Consider the following 19,428-nt stretch of genomic DNA (forward strand, 5'->3'; position numbering starts at 1 on the left):
GAAACGATGTAAATTGTTTCACTAACATTTAATACCAAAAAATCGATCTGTTGCTTCGGATGCTTCCGAAATTAGGTTATCTTGGGAAGCATAGCCAAAAGAGAAATTTTCTGACCTGACAAGACTAGCTGAAATTTAAAATTCAACGCCGAGGGGTCAAACCTACTGGAATGCCCATTAATTATTTTTTCAGCAAGGCCAAGATATTTTCGATCGAGTTTGTAACTACAGCCTGAGTGAGAGAATTTATGATGTTCAATGCAACTGCTATCCTGATTGACGCTTTTGTGCAAGAGTTGCAGGCCGGCTACCGTCGCACCTACGGCAAGTACAAGCCTGACTACCCTGAAATTATCGCCTGGGCAGGGACTATGGCTCTGGAAAATATCGCTAATTGCGATGCTCTTTACCACAATGTGGAACACACAATGCTCGTGGCTTTGGTGGGACAAGAGATTCTCCGGGGCAAGCATATTCGCGAAGGTGGAGTGTCGCCGGAAGATTGGCTGCACTACCTGATCTCGCTGCTGTGTCACGATATCGGCTACGTCAAAGGTGTTTGCCGCCAAGACCAAGAAGCTGTGGGACTATATGCTACGGGTATTGACGGGGGCATGGTTTCTGTGCCGATCGGGGCAACTTCTGCCAGTTTAACTCCTTATCATGTCGATCGAGGAAAACTCGTAATTGACGAACGCTTCGGCGGCCACACATTAATTGATGCCGAACAAATCAAGCGCAATATTGAATTGACGCGCTTCCCAGTTCCTGCTAGCGAAACTCATCAAGACAGAAACAATTATTCTGGACTCGCTAGAGCCGCCGATTTGATCGGCCAGTTGAGCGATCCAAATTACCTGCGAAAAATAAGTGCCTTGTTCTACGAATTTGAGGAAGTCGGCACTAATAAAATCTTGGGCTACAAATCTCCGGGAGATTTGCGACAAAATTACGCCAAGTTTTATTGGAATGGAGTTTTTCCCTACATTCCAGCAGCTTTGAACTACTTGGAATTAACCCAAGGAGGCAAACAAATTATTGCCAACCTCTACGCCAATGTATTTCAGGTAGAACACGCTGAACCGCTCGCTTTCACAAAGCCAAACGCTCAAGAATTTACCAAATCCCGCACCAATAGCAACTTGAACATCGAAAAAGATGGTGATAATCTTCAACCTTCAATGTCCGGGGAAAACAAGAAATTTACCGAGTTTCCCGACTTAAATTTGTGATGGCTTACGCGCTGAATTCTACAGCTATAAAGGCGAGTCAGTGGATTTTAAAATTGAGAATGTGGCCTGACTGGTTTGGCGCAACGTTCGGCGTTCAATCAGTCGAAGGATTTGAAATTTACTCCATAGATGAATCGGGGAGGTTGAACAAGAGTCGAAAGTTTGGGCCGACTGGCAACTTTGGTCGGAAAGTATATCCGTTTTTGGACAGGGTGACAATTAGGATAAGTTTTGATTTTTTAGTTGCTATATCTTGGTTTTTAGCTCAAATTGACATTGATCATCTCCAATCAAAAATCGGTCTGGCAGCACAGAGGTTGCTCGATCCTTTTTTTTGAGCTAAAATGGAGAGTTATAATCAAAAATATAACATCGAAAATTGAAAACCTTAAATCGATATGGCAGCAGAGATTCAGCAGCAAATTCAACAGTTGAGGCAGCAGCTACAGGAAGCTAGCTATGCTTATTATGTTCTCGATGCGCCGATTATGCCAGATGAGGTGTACGATCGACTTTATCGCCAGTTGCAAGAATTAGAATCAGATTATCCTGAATTAATTACTGCGGAAAGTCCGACTCAGCGCGTGGGAGAACAGCCTGCTACTCAATTTTTTAGCGTCAAACACAATATTCCTCTCTACAGTTTGGAAAATGCTTTTAATTTTGAGGAATTTGCTAAATGGCAGGAACGCTGGCAAAGGGTAGCACCTTCCCTAACCCCCGGTCTTGATGGAAATGCACCCCCCCTAGCCCCCCCTTATCAAGGGGGGGGACTTGATGGAAATGTACCCCCCCTAACCCCCGGTCTTGATGGAAATGCACCCCCCCTAACCCCCCCTTATCAAGGGGGGGGACTTGATGGAAATGCACCCCCCCTAACCCCCGTTCAAGAAGGAAATGCACCCCCCCTAACCCCCCCTTATCAAGGGGGGGGACTTGATGGAATAACATCTTCCATTAGCAATAAGGAAAATAGGGAAATTACTCCCCCCCTTAGCAAGGGGGGGTTGGGGGGGGTTTCCTATGTTTGCGAGTTAAAAATTGACGGTTCTGCTTTAGCGTTAACCTATGAAAATGGAATTTTAGTTCGCGGTGCAACGCGGGGAGACGGCCTTGCCGGAGAGGAAATTACTCAAAATGTCAAAACTATTCGATCCATTCCTTTAAAGCTCAATTTAGATAATCCGCCGCCTGTTGTGGAAGTGCGGGGAGAGGCTTTTTTGTCTTTAGCTGTGTTTGAGGAAATTAATCGGGAACGGGAAAAAGCAGGGGAACAATTGTTTGCTAATCCTCGCAATGCTGCGGCGGGTACGCTGCGGCAGTTGGATTCTAAAATTGTGGATAAGCGACGGTTGGATTTCTTTGCTTATACTCTGCATTTAGATCAAGGTAACGAGGGTAACACGCAGTGGGATTCGTTGGAGTTGTTGCGAAGAATGGGGTTTAAGGTGAATCCCCATCGCAAAATTTGCTATTCTTTGGATGAGGTTCGCGAGTATTACGAATATTGGGATACTGAGCGGCGGAATTTGCCTTACATGACGGATGGGGTTGTTGTTAAGATTAATTCGGTTTTGCTGCAAAAACAATTGGGTTTTACTCAGAGGTTTCCGCGTTGGGCGATCGCCCTGAAGTATCCCGCGGCGGAAGTCCCTACAATTGTAGAAGCTGTCACCGTACAAGTAGGGAGAACCGGGGCTCTGACTCCTGTAGCGGAACTGAAACCGGTGCATTTGGCGGGGACGACGGTTTCGCGGGCTTCTCTCCACAATAGCGATCGACTTTCCGACCTAAATCTCCATATTGGCGATACTGTGATTGTCAGAAAAGCTGGGGAAATTATACCAGAAGTTGTGCGAGTTTTGCCGGAACTTCGTCCCCAAAATGCTCAACTTTTCCAAATGCCTAGTTGCTGTCCCGAATGCGAACAGCCTGTGGTTCGGGAAAAAGGGGAGGCCGTTACTCGCTGCATCAATACATCTTGTCCAGCAATTTTGAGGGGTTCGCTGATTCATTTTTGCAGCCGGGATGCTCTGGATATTAACGGTGTTGGCGAAAAGTTGGTGCAGCAGATGGTTGATAGCAATCTGGTGCATTCTGCGGCGGATTTGTACGATTTGACAGCGGAAAGATTGATGAGTTTGGAACGCATGGGTAAGAAGTTAGCAGAAAAGTTGGTAAGTGCGATCGCCCAATCGAAAAATCAACCCTATTCGCGCGTACTTTACGGCTTGGGCATCCGCCACGTCGGCAGCGTGAATGCTCAATTGCTGACAGAAAGGTTTGCAAATGTGGAAGAGTTAGCAGCGGTATCGGCGGCATCGATTGAGGGCGTTTACGGCATCGGGCCGGAAATTGCTCAAGCTGTTTATCAGTGGTTTCGAGTGCCGGCCAATCAAAGTTTAATTGCACGGTTAAAAACTGCGGGATTACAATTGCAGTCAGAAGTAAAAAATCAGAATTCAGCCAGCACAAATTTACAACTTACAGGCAAAACTTTTGTGCTGACGGGAACTTTGCCCACTTTGAAACGAGATGAAGCTAAAGATTTGATTCAAAAAGCAGGAGGTAAAGTCACAAGTTCTGTGAGTGCTAAAACTGATTATGTAGTTGTCGGAGAAGATGCCGGTTCTAAGTTGGAAAAGGCTCAATCTTTGGGAATCAAACTACTTTCGGAATCTGACTTATTAGAACTGCTATCCAAACCATAAATGATTGGTAAAAGTCAATATATCTCTCTCTTTGCTCTTTCTCTGCGCCCTCTGCGCCCTCTGCGGTTCAAAAAAAAGCTGATTCACTTGAGCCGTTTTCCAAGAACATCGCCAACAATTCTATTGCCATAAGTGCAAAATAGCCGTTCGCGAATTGGGCAATACCTCAAAAGGCATAGAAATCGCGACCGCCCTTGGTGAATGTACATACTTCCCCGGCGGTGCTGCGCCAATCGGTTGTCGGTACAGGCTAGTTTTGCTAAAATTTGATAAAGTTTGCAATAGCGATGGCAACTGCCAGATTAGCCAAGTCCCAGCAATCACAGGAGATACATTATGTCGGAAATTCCAGCAGAACAAGCACAAACAAACTTGCCAACTCCAGAAATAACTACCGAAAGCTCAATTTCTGGGGTGGAAAACGTGAAAAATAGTTTGGGAAACGTCCTAAATAGTTGGAAGTTGAAAGCAGGATTAGCAGTTGCTGTACTGTTTGCAGTGTCGCTATTTGCATTCTACTGGCAGCATAACATTGCAGTCGTAGGTATGAAGAGTTGGGCGGCGCGATCGGGAGCTAACCCGATCGAATGTATGGTAAGAGATACTAATAACGACCAGTATGTCAGTTGCAGTGCCCTCCTCGATCAGCAGATTGTCCCTCTTGAGTGCAGTTCGAGTTTGTTCAATATCGGCTGTCGAGTCAATTACGGAACTGCGGCACCAAATCCGAGACAGATGAACCCTAGATAGAGCATCTGGGGGTTAGAGATGATTGTTTAACGAACAGATTTGCTACTTAAAATATGGGACTTACAAAAAAACTCTCACCGTGAAAATACTCCAACAATAAAAATCGGAAAACTCTTGTTTTTCCTTTGTAAATTAGCAGGTAATGAAAGTTACCTGCTATTGCCATGAGGTAATCTGTGATAGAGGATGTGCGACAGTATATTAATGTGAAGATTTCACCTTTAGCATGGGTATCAAAGCATCCTCTGCCACTATAATGGATCAGTCCGCTCGCCCATAATGATTGCTGACTATCTTTAATAACATTTTCTTCTATCATTGAAACCTGAAAATGATCGAGATTAACGGCTACCAAATTCTCACTCAAATCTACGAAAGTACCAACTCCACTATCTATCGAGGCATCCGCCAACAGGACAACCAAGCCGTCATCCTTAAATTCCTCAAAGAAGACTATCCTACCCCCTCCGAACTGGTTCGCTATAAGCAGGAATATGAAATTACCCGAAATCTGAATATCGATGGAGTAATTAAAGCTTATGAATTAAAACCCTATCAGATGACCCTGTGTATCATCCTTGAGGATTTTGGCGCGTCATCTTTAAAACAGTTGATGGATGAGCGTAGGGAATCAGGCACGGGAGTATTGCCCCTACAGAAATTTCTGAGCATTGCTATTAAAACGGCTGAAATTCTAAGCAGTATTCACGCTGCGAATATTGTCCACAAAGATATTAACCCTGCCAATATTATTTTCAACCCAGAAATCAGGCAACTCAAAATTATAGACTTTGGTATTTCTACTAAATTCACCCGCGAAAATCCTACGCTAAAAAATCCTAACGTCTTAGAAGGTACTTTAGCTTATATTTCACCTGAACAAACAGGAAGAATGAATCGTTCCCTAGATTACCGCACCGACTTTTACTCTCTCGGTGTCACTTTCTATGAGTTACTGACAGGAAAACTCCCTTTTGAAACAAATGATGCCCTGGAGTTAGTGCATTGTCATATTGCTAAAGTGCCAATTTGTCCTCATCAAGTTAATCCAGAAATTCCCAAGCCCGTGTCAGATATCGTAATGAAACTGATGGCAAAAACCGCTGAGGAGCGATACCAAAGTGGTTTCGGAATCAAAAATGATTTAGCAGAATGTTTGCATCAGTTACAAACCACAGGAAATATATCTGATTTCTCTTTAGGGACTCAAGACATTTCCGACCAGTTTCAAATTCCCCAAAAGCTCTACGGACGCGAAGCCGAAGTAGAAGCACTACTAACAGCATTTGAGCGAGTAGGGGACAATCCCCAATCCAAAATAGAAATGATGTTGATAGCCGGTTATTCTGGTATTGGCAAATCATCTCTAGTAGCCGAAATTCACAAACCAAATACCCGACTGCGCGGCTATTTCACCGCAGGCAAATTTGACCAATTTCAAAAGAGTCTTCCTTACTCCGCTGTAGTTAGCGCTTTTAAGGGATTAGTGCGGCAACTATTAACGGAAAGTGAAATACAGCTTGAACAATGGCGAGAAAAACTTAGAGATGCTTTTGGTGTCAATGGTCAAGTGATTATTGATGTAATTCCCGAAGTGGAACTGATTGTCGGCAAGCAGCCTCCAGTGCCAGAATTAGGGGCAACCGAATCACAAAATCGGTTTAATATTGTCTTGGGTAACTTCATCCGAGCCTTTTGCACAAAAGAACATCCCTTAGTCATATTCCTCGACGATTTGCAGTGGGCCGACTCCGCCACGCTCAAATTAATTGAACTGATGATGACAGATGCAGATATGCAATATCTGTTTTTAATTGGAGCCTATCGGGATAACGAAGTCAGCCCCACTCATCCCTTGATCATGACCCTTGATGGATTGCTTAAAGAAGGAGCAACTATCAATTATATTACTTTAGCACCTTTAGAACTAGAAAATATTAGCCAACTCATTGCCGACACATTATATAGCGACAATAAATCAGTAGAATCCCTAGCAGAACTGGTGATGAAGAAAACCGGAGGCAATCCATTCTTTGTCAACCAATTTCTGAAAACTCTGCACGCGGAAAAACTGATAAGTTTTGATGTGCAGCAGCAGAGTTGGCAGTGGAATATTGCCCAAATAGAGGCACAAAATATCACTGATAATGTCGTAGAATTGATGATCTACAAGTTAAAGAAACTGCCTCCTATCACACAGCAGGTTTTACGTTTAGCCTCTTGTATAGGCGCATCTTTTTACTTAAGTACCCTGTCGATTGTTTGTGAGGAACCGCCAGAAGTAATTTTTTCGGATCTACTCGCAGCAATTCAGACCGGATTCATATTGCCAGCATCGGAGTTTGATGAAAACCTATTAATTCAAGATTATAAATTTCTGCATGACCGAGTACAGCAAGCTGCTTATAGTTTAATTTGTGAAAATGAAAAAAAAGCAGTTCACTTGAAGATTGGACGCTTGTTACAAGTTAATACTCCAGTGACAGAGCGAGATGCAAAAATTTTCGATATAGTTGAACATTTTAATCTGGGGCGCGAGTTAATTACCGATCAAACCGAAAAAATAGCCTTAGCCAAATTTAATTTAATCGCCGCCCGCAAAGCGAAAGACTCAACCGCTTATCTAGCGGCGCGAGAATATTTGACGATCGGCATATCTTTATTAAGTGGTGATTTTTGGCAAGAAGAATATCAATTGACCCTGCAACTTCATAAGGAAAAAGCCGAAATTGAATATTTAAACAGTAACTTTGATTATGCTGAAGAATTGATCTATTTGGTAATTGAGAGATGCAAAAATAAGTTAGAAAAAGCCGAAGTTTATAATCTTTTAATAGTCATGTTAACCATGATGTCTAAACATGAAAAAGCTATTACCGCCGCTCGACAAGCCTTGAACTTATTGGGAATTGAGTTAACGGATAAAGATTTCACCACGGCTTTACAAAAAGAACTAGCAGAAGTGCGAAAACTTTGGCAACCTGGGGAAATTAGCACCCTACAAGAGCAACCAGAAATGACGAGCCTGGAAATGAGAGCAGCCCTAACTTTATTAGTCAGCGCCGATCCACCAGCTTATTTCAGTAACCCTGAACTGTATGGAATTATTGCGGCAAAAATGGCTTCTATTTGCATTAAATACGGTGCTATTGCTGCTTCCGCTAAAGCTTATACCAGCTATGGACTTACCCTCAGTTCAGTTTTACAAGAATATCGCTCAGGCTATGAATTTGCTCGTTTAGGTTTCAACATTTCTAAGCGCTTTAATGACTCATCCATGAAAGCGAAAGCTGCTAATAACATGGCTAATCACATCCAACATTGGGTTCTCCCCATAAAAGAAGCTGAAGCGATTAATAACGAAGGTTATCAAGCGGGTTTGGAGTCAGGAGAGCTACAGTTTGCCGGCTATATCACCTTCCATCAAATGCTTAATTTTTTTGTTTCTGGTAAAAATCTTCTCGAAATATTAGCGCTTCTCAATGATTATTTAAAATTCACAGCTAAAACTAAAAATTTATTAGCTTATCATACCATCCTTGCCAGTCAACTATTCATTTATAATTTAAGTGGCTTGAGTCCCAAACCCAGAGAATTTGCCAGCGAATCCCTCAATGAAGCTGATTATATCGAAGATTGTCAAACTCATCAAAACTTTTTTGCTCTGGGTAACTATTTAACCTATAAAGCCCAAGTCCTCTACTTGTATGGTGACAATGTTATCGCTTTACATTGTATCCAAGAAGCTCAAACAATGTTACCTTATGTGCAAGGGATGATTACCAATGCCGTTAATAATTTCTATAATTCTTTAATTTTACTGGCTGTTTATCCAACCGTTAGCAAATCAGAACAAATTAGTTATCAAAAACAAATTGAAACCAACCAACAACAGATGAAAATTTGGGCAGATAACTGTCCTGAAAACTTTCTGCACAAATACCTGTTGGTCGAGGCAGAAATTGCGCGTATTTCTGGTAAAGAAATGGAAGCAATAGATTTATACGATCGCGCTATTAGTTCAGCTAATGAAAATGAATACATTCAGAATGAAGCTTTAGGCAATGAATTAGTCGCTAAATTCTGGTTAGGGAAAAGCCAAAATGAAATTGCCAAACTTTACATGAAAAAGGCACACTATGGCTACCAACTTTGGGGTGCTAAGCGTAAAGTAGAGGATTTAGAGCAGAAATATCCGCAGTTAATCTCCAAGGTATCTGCCAAGAAACAAATTGATTTGCAGACTACAGCTAGGGGCACAGCTTATTCGACGACGGGAGGAAATCTTAATATAGACTTGTCCACAGTTATCAAAGCTTCCCAAGTTCTGGCTGGTGAAATTGCGAGCAACAAATTGTTAGAGAAGTTAATGACAATTTTACTGGAAAATGGCGGAGCCCAAAAAGGCTTTATTGTCTTATCAAATAAGGATAACTTAACCATTGAAGCTAGAGGTGAAGTTGATAATGAACAAGTAGAAGTTGGGCAAAGTATTTCGATTGAAGGCAGCGAGAATCTTCCTGTAGGGATGATAAAATATGTAGCGAGAACTCAGGAAGATGTAGTGCTATCAGAAGCTACGAAAGAGGGTGTCTTTACTAGCGAACCCTATATTATAAAAAATCAGCCTAAGTCAGTCTTATGCGCTCCTATTATTAATCAAGGTAAACTGCTCGGCATTCTGTATCTAGAAAATAATCTGACTACGGGAGCTTTTACGCGCGATCGCCTAGAAATTCTCAAAGTCCTTTCTTCTCAAGCTGCGATTTCCATTGAAAATGCCCTGCTATATCGCACTTTAGAAGATAAAGTTCAAGAACGCACGGCTCAACTAGCTGAAGCGAATCAAGAAATTAGCACCCTGAATCAGAAACTCAAGGCAGAAAATATCCGCATGAGTGCAGAACTCGATATAGTCAAACAACTGCAACAAATGGTGTTGCCAAAACAGTCAGAATTCGCAGCAATTGAAGGCTTAGAAATAGCTGGTTTCATGGAACCGGCTGACGAAGTTGGCGGCGATTACTACGATGTATTGCAACAGGATGGTCAAGTCAAGATTAGCATTGGCGATGTCACGGGACATGGTTTAGAAAGCGGCGTGTTGATGATTATGGCACAAACGGCGGTCAGGACGCTTCAGAAAATTAACGAAACAGATCCAGTGAAGTTTTTGGATGTCCTCAACCAGACTCTGTATGATAATCTCCAGCGCATGGACTCCTCTAGAAATATGTCTCTAGCTATCTTAGACTATGCCGGAGGCGTCCTGAAATTAAGCGGACAACATGAGGAAATGATTGTGGTGCGCGCTGATGGGAAATTGGAGTGCATAGATACGATGGATTTAGGCTTTCCCATTGGCTTAGTAGAAGAGATTGGCGAGTTTATTGCTCAAGCAGAAGTGCAGTTAAATCCTGGGGATGTGGTGGTGCTTTATACTGATGGAATTCCTGAAGCTTTCGATATTAATAAAGGGCAGTACGGATTAAAGAGGTTGTGGCAAGTGGTGGTTGAAAATCGTCACCGCTGTGCCCAAGAAATTCGGGAAGTTGTAATTAATGATGTGCGGCAGTATATTGGCGCTCAGAAGGTTTTTGATGATATTACTTTGGTGGTGATGAAGCAGAAATAGAACTTTTTTCTCGCGAGTTCAGCGGTTGAAACCTCTACTACACAACTAAAGCCCGACTGCGCGGACTAAAGAATAAACGCGATCTTTCAACGGGATTTGGTATAAAATATGGCAGCTTACCAAGGGCTTCCGATCATGGTGAAACTACTCCAGTAGTAAGGATGAGAAAAATTTTGGTTTGGTTGTTGTAAATTAGCAGGTAAATTTAACTGGCCGCCTGTTGTTACTAGCTGTCCGTTTTCCAGCCGCACTTTACCGGACATTATTGCTTGTTGAGCCAGTTGCAAAGCTTCTGCTTTAGTTGTGGTTCCTCGCAACTGATGGTAAAATTCGCTCATCAGCGCCAAGGTGCCTCCATCGTCAACATACCACAAACTCCCTAAAGCAGATTTTGCGCCGGATTTTACTGCTAAACCTCCAAAACCTAACTCTGCTTCCCGATCGCCCATAGCAGTTCTACAAGCACTTAATACTAACAAGTCTACCTGCGGATTGCGCCAATTCAAACTCTCTATGCGATCGAGCTGCAATTTGGAATTCCACATTTGAATGTAGGAATTGCTCGCTTTTCCCGGTTTGAATTCAGCGTGAGTTGCTAGATGAACGATCCGAAATCCTCCCTTGGTGTGTTCCGACGTGAGATTATCTAAAGTGAAAGCAGAATTGAGGAAAGATGGGCCCTGCCACTGAGCCGAAATCGCCTGCAATTCGATCGGCACACTGGGCAAGGGCTGTTGGTCAACAAATTCTGACCTTCCCATTGCTAGCACTGTGGCGTCTCTAACAGCTTTATAATCGGTATTAGTCGAACTAAAACTCGGAATTAGGCTAAAACTGTATTTTTCAATCAAGAAGCCTTTACCGTCGTGCAAAGCGGCAAAGGGCAGGCTCCGCAATCCGGGATCGACTGACAGTAATAAAGTTTGAATTCCTAAGTTTTGTAGGTCTTTTTCTAGGGGTGCGATCGCCCATTTATATAGTTGCTGAGCGGCGGCTAGATAAGTGCTAGTATCGCGTTTTGCGGGATTGGTGATTTCAGCGCGAAACTCCTGGACGGTGGGGAAAAGAGCTGCTTTGTTGGCTTCGGGGACGCTGTAGTGAATCGGCCACCCGGCGGGAGGAACTAAAATTAGTTCCAATTGATCTTCTCGCGAGACCATGTAGATAATACCAGACCGCTTGCCGGTTTGCTGTTCGATATTTTGTAAAGTTTGTTGGGATGTCGAAATCAAGGTTTTTTCCTCTAGGATGTTGGCTTCTACCCCCAGGTATTCTGCAAATTCTTGATTCCTCATTTCTTCGATTCCCCAGACTGTTTTCTGTATGTCGTTACCTTCAAAAAGTCGATCGGGAGACGGAACATATCCCAGAACTAAATTAGAAGTAGGGTTAACTGTTGGTGCTTGTTGGGATGCGAGTGAAGAGGCTACGATGCCAGCGGGTAATTGACTGATGATACTTTGATCGATGGTTAAAACTCGACGATCGGCAGCAGCAACACCGAGATTGTCTAGCGATCGACTTTCGGGGCGTTTAAAGTCTTGTTCATCGGAGGTTGACGGTTCGGGTGTGGGTGTATCGGCGGCTGTGGGCGATTTTGGCGCTGTCACAGGTGTGGGCACTTGTATTTCCGTAGGATCGATCGAAGCGGGAGTGACACTTGGAGTGGGAGTTAGGGTGACACTTGGAGTGGGAGTTGGAGTTATTAGCGGAGTGGGAGTGAAAACTGCAGTCGGAGTTGGAGTTACTACCGGAGTGGGAGTTGGAGTTATTAGCGGAGTGGGAGTGACAACTGCAGTCGGAGTTGGAGTTACTACCGGAGTTGGAGTGACAACTGCAGTCGGAGTTGGAGTTACTACCGGAGTGGGAGTGACAACTGCAGTCGGAGTGGGAGTTACTAGCGGAGTGGGAGTGACAACTGCAGTCGGAGTGGGAGTGACAACTGCAGTCGGAGTGGGAGTTACTACCGGAGTTGGAGTGACAACTGCAGTCGGAGTGGGAGTTACTACCGGAGTTGGAGTGACAACTGCAGTCGGAGTGGGAGTTACTACCGGAGTTGGAGTGACAATTGCAGTCGGAGTCGGAGTTACTACCGGAGTTGGAGTGACAATTGCAGTCGGAGTCGGAGTTACTACCGGAGTTGGAGTGACAATTGCAGTCGGAGTTGGAGTTACTACCGGAGTTGGAGTTTCACTCGGAGTCGGAGTCGGAGTTTCTACCGGAGTGGGAGTTTCACTCGGAGTCGGAGTCGGAGTTTCTACCGGAGTGGGAGTTGGTGTTGGCGGCGGGTCGATCGCGTCATCAGTGGAAAATACAATATTACCAACACTACTAGAACGCGGAAACGACTGCGATGTAATGGTAGATTGTCCCGTGGTAATTGCACCCGCCGTACCGTTGCTAGCAGCATCCCCCACCACAAACGGTTGAATCGGCGTCCCTCTATCTCCCCCAGCGTGTGTAATTGCGATATTTCCGCTACCTGTGCCGCCAGCAGTAGAAATGCTAGCAAATCCCGTCGGCGACAGTGGGGTGGAAAAAGTACCCGTAGCGCGGAAATAATTGCCTGTTATTGCTGTGACATCGCCACCGGTGCCGCCTGTACCGCCTTGGGCATTGATAAACTCTACTTGAATATCGCCGATCGGATCTAAGAACACATTGCCGGCATTTCCGACTATACCGCTAGAGTTAATTTGTCCGGTTGTAATTGAAGTTATCGCCTTAACAGTTATGTTGCCGCCACTGTTTGCCGATGTATTCAAATTGCCTGCGGTGAAATTGTTACCAGTTGTAAATAGAATTTCTCCGCCATTAGCAGTAATATTTTTAACGGTTAGATCACCCTTGGCAGTAATATCGACTTTGGCGGCGGTGACATCTCCCAATAAATTGACTTTTTCCGTGTTTAGTGCAGTCAATTGTTGCGCGTTAATTGTCGAGTTTCCTGTCACATTGCCAGCATTTTCGATCGCAAGATTTCCTAACTTGCTGGTGGCACCCACCGCACCGTTGAAAGTGATGCTGCCGCTACCGGAGGCTAGAGTTAAGTTGCGGGCATTAATGCTGTCACTGTCGATCGCACCCAAAGCAATATTTCCCCCTGCCGTACTAAATACCGCATCCTTTGTCAAAACCACAGCATTGCTAATATTAAGGTTGCCGTTATTAGTGGTAATATTACCGCCTAATTTAGTATTTAATCCCGTAATATTAAAACCAGAATTACTGTTAACGTTTCCAATAAATTCTGCATTTGATGCAGTAGCCTTCAAAACAGATAATGGCGTTGTTTCTCCGATATTTCCTTGCACTAACACATTGCCTGTAGCGGCATCTAAGTTCAGCAAATGATTACCACCTATCGCACCAATTATCTTAATATCTCCGCCGCCGGTAGTGAGATTAATATCGTTGCCGAGTGTGACAGTGCCGTTGAGATCGATCGGATTTTTATTGGTATTGATGCCATCATTCAAATTAATTGTGGCAGCCTTGAGAGCAATGCTACTGTTGTCATTGCCGGTAAGAGTGCCATCAAGTGCGATCGTACCCGTTCCCGTTTGAATATTTACTGGATCTAAAAATGTAAGATTAGAGGAAATACTAACATTTGCACTGCTATCCGATCGCCCGATCGCGATCGAGCTAAATCCATTTTGAATTAAACTAATTTCCGATGCAGTCAAATCTAAAGCGCTAGTATTGTTATCAATTCCGCCAACAACAATATTTTGTCCGGCTGTTGCGGGTTGCAGCGTTAACGCGCCCGTACCAGAAACATTCCCGGCAAAATCAATTTCACCTGCTGTTAAATTCAGCGGGTTACTACCTGCAGATAAAGTAGAACCGAAAGCAATAGTTGCATCCCCCAGTGTAAAAGTTACAGGAGCTTTTAATGTCACTGGATTGCTAAAACTAATGTTATCATTAGTTGTTGTAATATTTCCGCTAGCCGCAACTGTTCCACCGCCATTTTGAATAAATTCACCGTCCAAGTTCAGGTTTTTCTCAATATTGAGATTCACCTTATTGGTAATTGTGAGCGTGCCGTCGTTGGTGGTTGTTACAGTTCCTTTGAGATTAACATTGTCCGCAGCAATACCGAGATTTCCAGGTGCGTCAACTGTATTATTGAAAGTAATGTCGCTGCCTGCGAGAATCGGATTATTGGCAACCGTCACAGCATCTGCATAAGTTTGACTGCCGATTGTAGTGACATTCCCCCCTAAAGATATCTTGCTGTTGGCAGTTAAACTTGTGAGAGGAGTTGTTTCGCCGATCGCACTTTTGAAGGTAAGATTACCGCTAGTCGCCTTCACAGTCAAATCGCTGGTACCATCAACAGTATTATTGAAAGTAATGCTGTCACCTGAAAGAATCGGATTGTTGGCAATTGTAACTGCATCTCCATAAGTTTGAGCACCAGTTGTAGTAACATTTCCCTTGACTTGAGTTGTGCCGCCAGCATCTGTAGTCAAACTCGCGGCATTGACTGTTTGATTAAATGCGGTTGTGCCTGTAGAGTTAGCTGTTAAATTGCCGATCGGAGTTACAGCACCAACTGCACCATTGAAGGTAACATTACCAGTACCGCCATTCACAGTTAAATCGCTGCTACCGTCAACAGTTGTATTGAAAGTAATTTCGCTGCCGGAGAGAATCGGATTATTGGCAATTGTAACTGCATCTCCATAAGTTTGAGCGCCAATTGTAGTGACATTGCCCTTAAGTTCGGTTGTACCGCCAGCATTGGTGGTGAAACTGGTAGCCTTGACAGCATTAAATGTAGTGGAACCAGCACTGTTGACGGTGAGATTTCCTAATACTGTCGCGTCACCGATCAAGCCTTTAACCTCAATTTCTCCAGTACCTGTTTCTAAAGTGAGATTGCCAGTGCCATCAATGTTATTGTTAAACAGAATATTGCCACCTGCTGAAATGCCATTGCTGACTAAGACGCTATCTCCAACTAAGGTATTGCCGTTAATTGTGATATCTTGAGATTGGGTGGTAATATCGCCACTTAAGTTATTAGTGGTAGCGTTGAGAGTAATTGAAGCATTATCAGTTCCCGAAATCGAGCTATCGGGATTTACAGAAATAGTGCCTTGAGTATTGAAAGTCACAGGATCTTTAAAAGAGACCTGCAAATCCTCTACAGTGATATTGCCCGTGGTAGTATTAGTTCCCAAAACAATTTCACTAAATCCATTAGCCAATGCCGATAAAAACGGCGTTCCTAAATCGATCGCCTGTGGATCATCGTCAGCAGGTTCCGTCTGGAAGAGGATTCCGAAAGTTGGCAAAGGCTGAATTGACAAAGTACCTTTACTCTGCACGGAATCTGGGCCTCCCAAAAAGCCAATCTCATTGCCGCTAATGGTAATATTTCCAGTACCGGGCAATCCATTAGCATCAATGCCTTGTATCCCAACTTGCTTGGGAGTTGCGATCGCAATATCTCCGGCGCTACCAGAATTAGAACGAGAATTCCAAACAACTCCTGGGGCTGCAATAATATCGCCAGTTGTGCTAGTGATATCTATTTTTCCGCCATTACCAGCAGTGGAACTAGAGTTAAGATTGCTAGCGTTAATCGTATTGTTAGCACTGAGTGCGATCGGGCCACCATTTCCGATAGTGGATGTGGTATCAATTGCCCCTGCTGTCGTATCAATATTGCCATTAGTGCTGGTAAGGGCGATCGCCCCTCCGGGATTTCTCATACTACCAACAGTAATATTGCCTGTAGTTTCAATCGAAAAATCGATCGGACTCTTAACATCCAAAGAATTGATTGTTTTCAGGGAACCTAAAGGTACTGTATTTCCAATGGGCCCGTTGACATTAATCACGCCTGTTCCCGTAGTCAAAACTAGGTTGCCATCGCCGTCAACCGTTCCCCCAAAAGTAATGTCGCCTGCATTCGTTAGCCCAGTATCGAGAGTGACATTAGAACCCGTACCGAGAGAGACTTTGCCACCAAAGTCAATCTTCTTTTCCTTGGTGAGAATATTTTTGTTTAAGTTAGTCGTTGGAGCATTAAAAGTAATTGAAGCGTTGTTTACACCTGTAATGTTTCCATCGACTGCAATTGTCCCAGCTTGCATTGTGACGGGGAAATTAAAAGTAACACCAGCAGGGTCAATTGCAATATTCCCCGTCCCATCCGTGCGCCCGATAATCATTTGGGAAAACCCATCATTTAAAACCGGAGGCGCGAGTTCAGCACTGCTGAGATTCAAACGAGCGTCCGCAGTATTACCACCCACAGTAATATCTAAACTGGGAGTAAGCGGCTGCAACTGGATAATCCCAGTACCTTTAATTTGAGTTATTGATGACAATGAAATGTCATCGCCCGTCAAAGTAATATTGCCACCTAAAGTCGCCTCAATCACACCTGGGGTGAGTCTAATGGAATTATCGGAGTTGTTAGCCTTTCCCGTGAGACTAATATTACCCGTTCCCGTAGCTTGTATTGTGCTCGGTACCATGGTAGTAAGAATCGGGGGCATGTCAATCCCGTAGGTGTTCAATCCAGTCCCTACACTCGTACCGGTTAAAACAATATCTCCATTCTCCGATTTTACCGTGCCCTCGAAGAGCCTGATCCCGGAATTACCGCTCGCGACTGTAGTGCTGATGCCTGCACTGCTCGTCCCCGTCAACGTCACCTTTCCCAAGCCTGCGGTTTGGATTGTAGCATCATTTAATATCTCTATACCGTGGTTGGAAGACCCACTCCCACCACCTGTACCCGTCAGACTGACATTTCCAGAAAGCGCTTTCACTGTACTGTTCTCAACGAATATCCCTCGATTGTCACGAGTCCCATTACCGCCAACACCGATCAGAGTCACATTCCCATTCTCCGCCGTTGACTCCACTGTAGCGTTGTTGAGATTAACGCCTGTATTTTCGATTCCTGTCCCCGCACCTGTTCCAGTCAGGCTGACACTTCCCCCAGCCCGCACTGTACTGCCGTCAATAGATATCCCTTGATTACCATCTGTCCCGTTGCCGCCAGTACCGTTGAAAGTAATATTGCCGCTGTCAGTAGTTTGTAATGTGGTAGCACCCGAAATAGAAATACCGACATTGTTTCCCCCTGTCGATTTTCTTCCCGTACCATTCAGGTCAATTTTTCCACTTCCGGCATTAATTTTGCTGTTCTGGACATTGATTCCCGGCCCGAACACAAGAGTCCCCTGACCCTTACCCAGGAAATTACCACCATTAGTAGCGATCGTGGAACCTACGATACTGAGAGAACCACCGTTTAGATTATCGCTATCAGCATTCAGAGTAATAGTGCCTCCCTGAGTGGTGATAGTGGTCTTATTAAGATTAATATTATTATTAGCATTCAGAGTCAGCGAATTATTATTATTCCAAGCGATCGGTGCGTCAACGTTAATATTGCCTTGCTCCGTATTACCTGACGCCGTAGAAATAGTAACATTTCCCAAATTTAGCTGTGCTTGCAGCCTCCCATTATTAATCACAGAAGGAGGGCCGGAGTCAACAAATGCATCCCCCGTAGGAACAGTATTCGGACCTACGATAATAGTAATATCAGTAGGATCTAACAATAAGGTACCAGCAATCCCAAAGGTCGATCGCAAATCAACTAATCCTTGAAAATCCAGCCATTGCTTTCCAGACACTTCCGCAAAGCCGCCATTCCCAGAAAACAAGCCACCTCTGGCTGTAATATTGCCATGAAAGCGAGTAGTTTCATCAGCCCAAACTATAACTCGCCCGCCATTCCCATTACTAATAGCATCAGCATTAATCGTCGAGTCGCTGCTGACAAAAGTCCGCGCAGCATTGGGCACAGTCCCCAAACCCTGATAATCTCCGCCAATCAGTACATTACCCCCACCGTTAATCCCAGAAGCATCGATATTGCCTGCAATAACTCCTACTTTGTCGCCTAAAATATTTACACTACCGCCAGTGTTGCCAGAGACATTGAGAGTGCCGGATGCGATCGCAGTTCCCGCAGTTACCGGCACAGCAGCATTCCCCGTTAACACAACTTCCCCATTGGGATTTACCGTCAAACCCGTCGCCTGTGCCACACCTTGTCCAGTCAGCAACTCCGGCAAAGATAATACTGGCTGCGTCCAATTGTTTGGCAGCGAAGTGTGATTTGCTGTCGGCTGAATATCCAAGCTCAATAAATTTCCAGCTTGACTAATCCGCACCAAATTGTTACCCGGTACGGCGCTGATGATAATATTGCCACTAGGCGCATTTACCTGACCAGTATTGACAACCGTACCGCCGATCAAACTTAAACTTTGACCTGGTGTCACCGTCAGATTGCCTGCATTAATTATGCTTCCCCCTGGCAAATTTGTAAACGCAAAACTGTTCGGGACCCCGATTAAAGTGGCCCAATTGTTATTGCCGATCGCACTAAACCACTGATTGTTCCCAAAACCAATCCCTGTCGCCGTAGTAGCATTAAAAGATCCAGGCACGTTGAGAATGGCATTCGGCCCGAAAATCATGCCAGCAGGATTCATCAAAAATAAATTGGAATTTCCGCCCGTAACTTGAATTAAGCCATTTATTAAAGAAGGATTACCCCCAGTAATCCTTCCCAAAATATTTTGAATATTGGGATTGGTCAAAAAGTTAGCCGTTTGAGCCTCGCTGAGGCCAAACTGAGTAAAACTGTGAAAAAGATTAGCCCCATCTCCGCTGAAAGACCCCCCGGAAATGTCGTAGCGGTTGCCGCTGGGAGTGACAACTGTGTTAGTGCCATCTGGTGCGGGGGCGATGGGTTGCGCCTTGGCCGAACCCGCCGCAGCACTCAGCCAGCTAACAATGAATAACCATCCGAGGAAATGTAGTTTGTTGGGTGTCATTGTGTTTAAAGATGGTGCTTAAAGTGCGATCGTATTTATTTTTACTATTTTTACTCCTAAAAATTTCTCATGTCAATAGGAGCATCCTATTTGGGGCGATCGAATAATTAGGACTAAAAAAGGAAATGTATGTTTTCAATTAGGAATGAGAATTAAATAACTTCCACTCTTGAAAGTGGGATGGGCGTCCCGCCCGTCCTTTTTGGACGGGCGGG

General features: G+C 44.2%; 5 protein-coding genes. 4 read left to right on the forward strand and 1 reads right to left on the reverse strand.

Annotation, left to right across the window (positions count from 1 at the left end; translation table 11 throughout):
* Window positions 1-251: 251 nt before the first annotated feature.
* From QUB20_RS11335 to QUB20_RS11350, 4 genes are all read left to right on the forward strand, one after another.
* Complete coding sequence (locus QUB20_RS11335) at window positions 252-1,232, forward strand: Npun_R2479 family HD domain-containing metalloprotein (RefSeq protein ID WP_333246952.1); 981 nt, start codon at window positions 252-254, stop codon at window positions 1,230-1,232.
* Between the two features lie 398 nt (window positions 1,233-1,630).
* Window positions 1,631-3,943, forward strand: a complete 2,313-nt coding sequence (gene ligA / locus QUB20_RS11340) for an NAD-dependent DNA ligase LigA (protein ID WP_333246948.1) — start codon at window positions 1,631-1,633, stop codon at window positions 3,941-3,943.
* Window positions 3,944-4,279: 336 nt separating this feature from the next.
* Window positions 4,280-4,693 carry a hypothetical protein gene (locus tag QUB20_RS11345; protein WP_333242985.1) on the forward strand — a complete coding sequence of 138 codons (414 nt, stop codon included), beginning with the start codon at window positions 4,280-4,282 and terminating at the stop codon, window positions 4,691-4,693.
* 331 nt (window positions 4,694-5,024) lie between these two features.
* On the forward strand, window positions 5,025-10,328 hold the full coding sequence (locus QUB20_RS11350) for an AAA family ATPase (protein WP_333246949.1): 5,304 nt from the start codon (window positions 5,025-5,027) through the stop codon (window positions 10,326-10,328).
* Between the two features lie 116 nt (window positions 10,329-10,444).
* Here QUB20_RS11350 and QUB20_RS11355 read toward each other — a convergent pair whose 3' ends face one another.
* Window positions 10,445-19,213, reverse strand: coding sequence for a CHAT domain-containing protein (locus tag QUB20_RS11355; protein WP_333291355.1), 8,769 nt, complete (start codon window positions 19,211-19,213; stop codon window positions 10,445-10,447).
* Between the last annotated feature and the right edge of the window lie 215 nt (window positions 19,214-19,428).

The organism is Microcoleus sp. B4-C2, from assembly GCF_036705265.1.
GTDB lineage: Bacteria > Cyanobacteriota > Cyanobacteriia > Cyanobacteriales > Microcoleaceae > Microcoleus.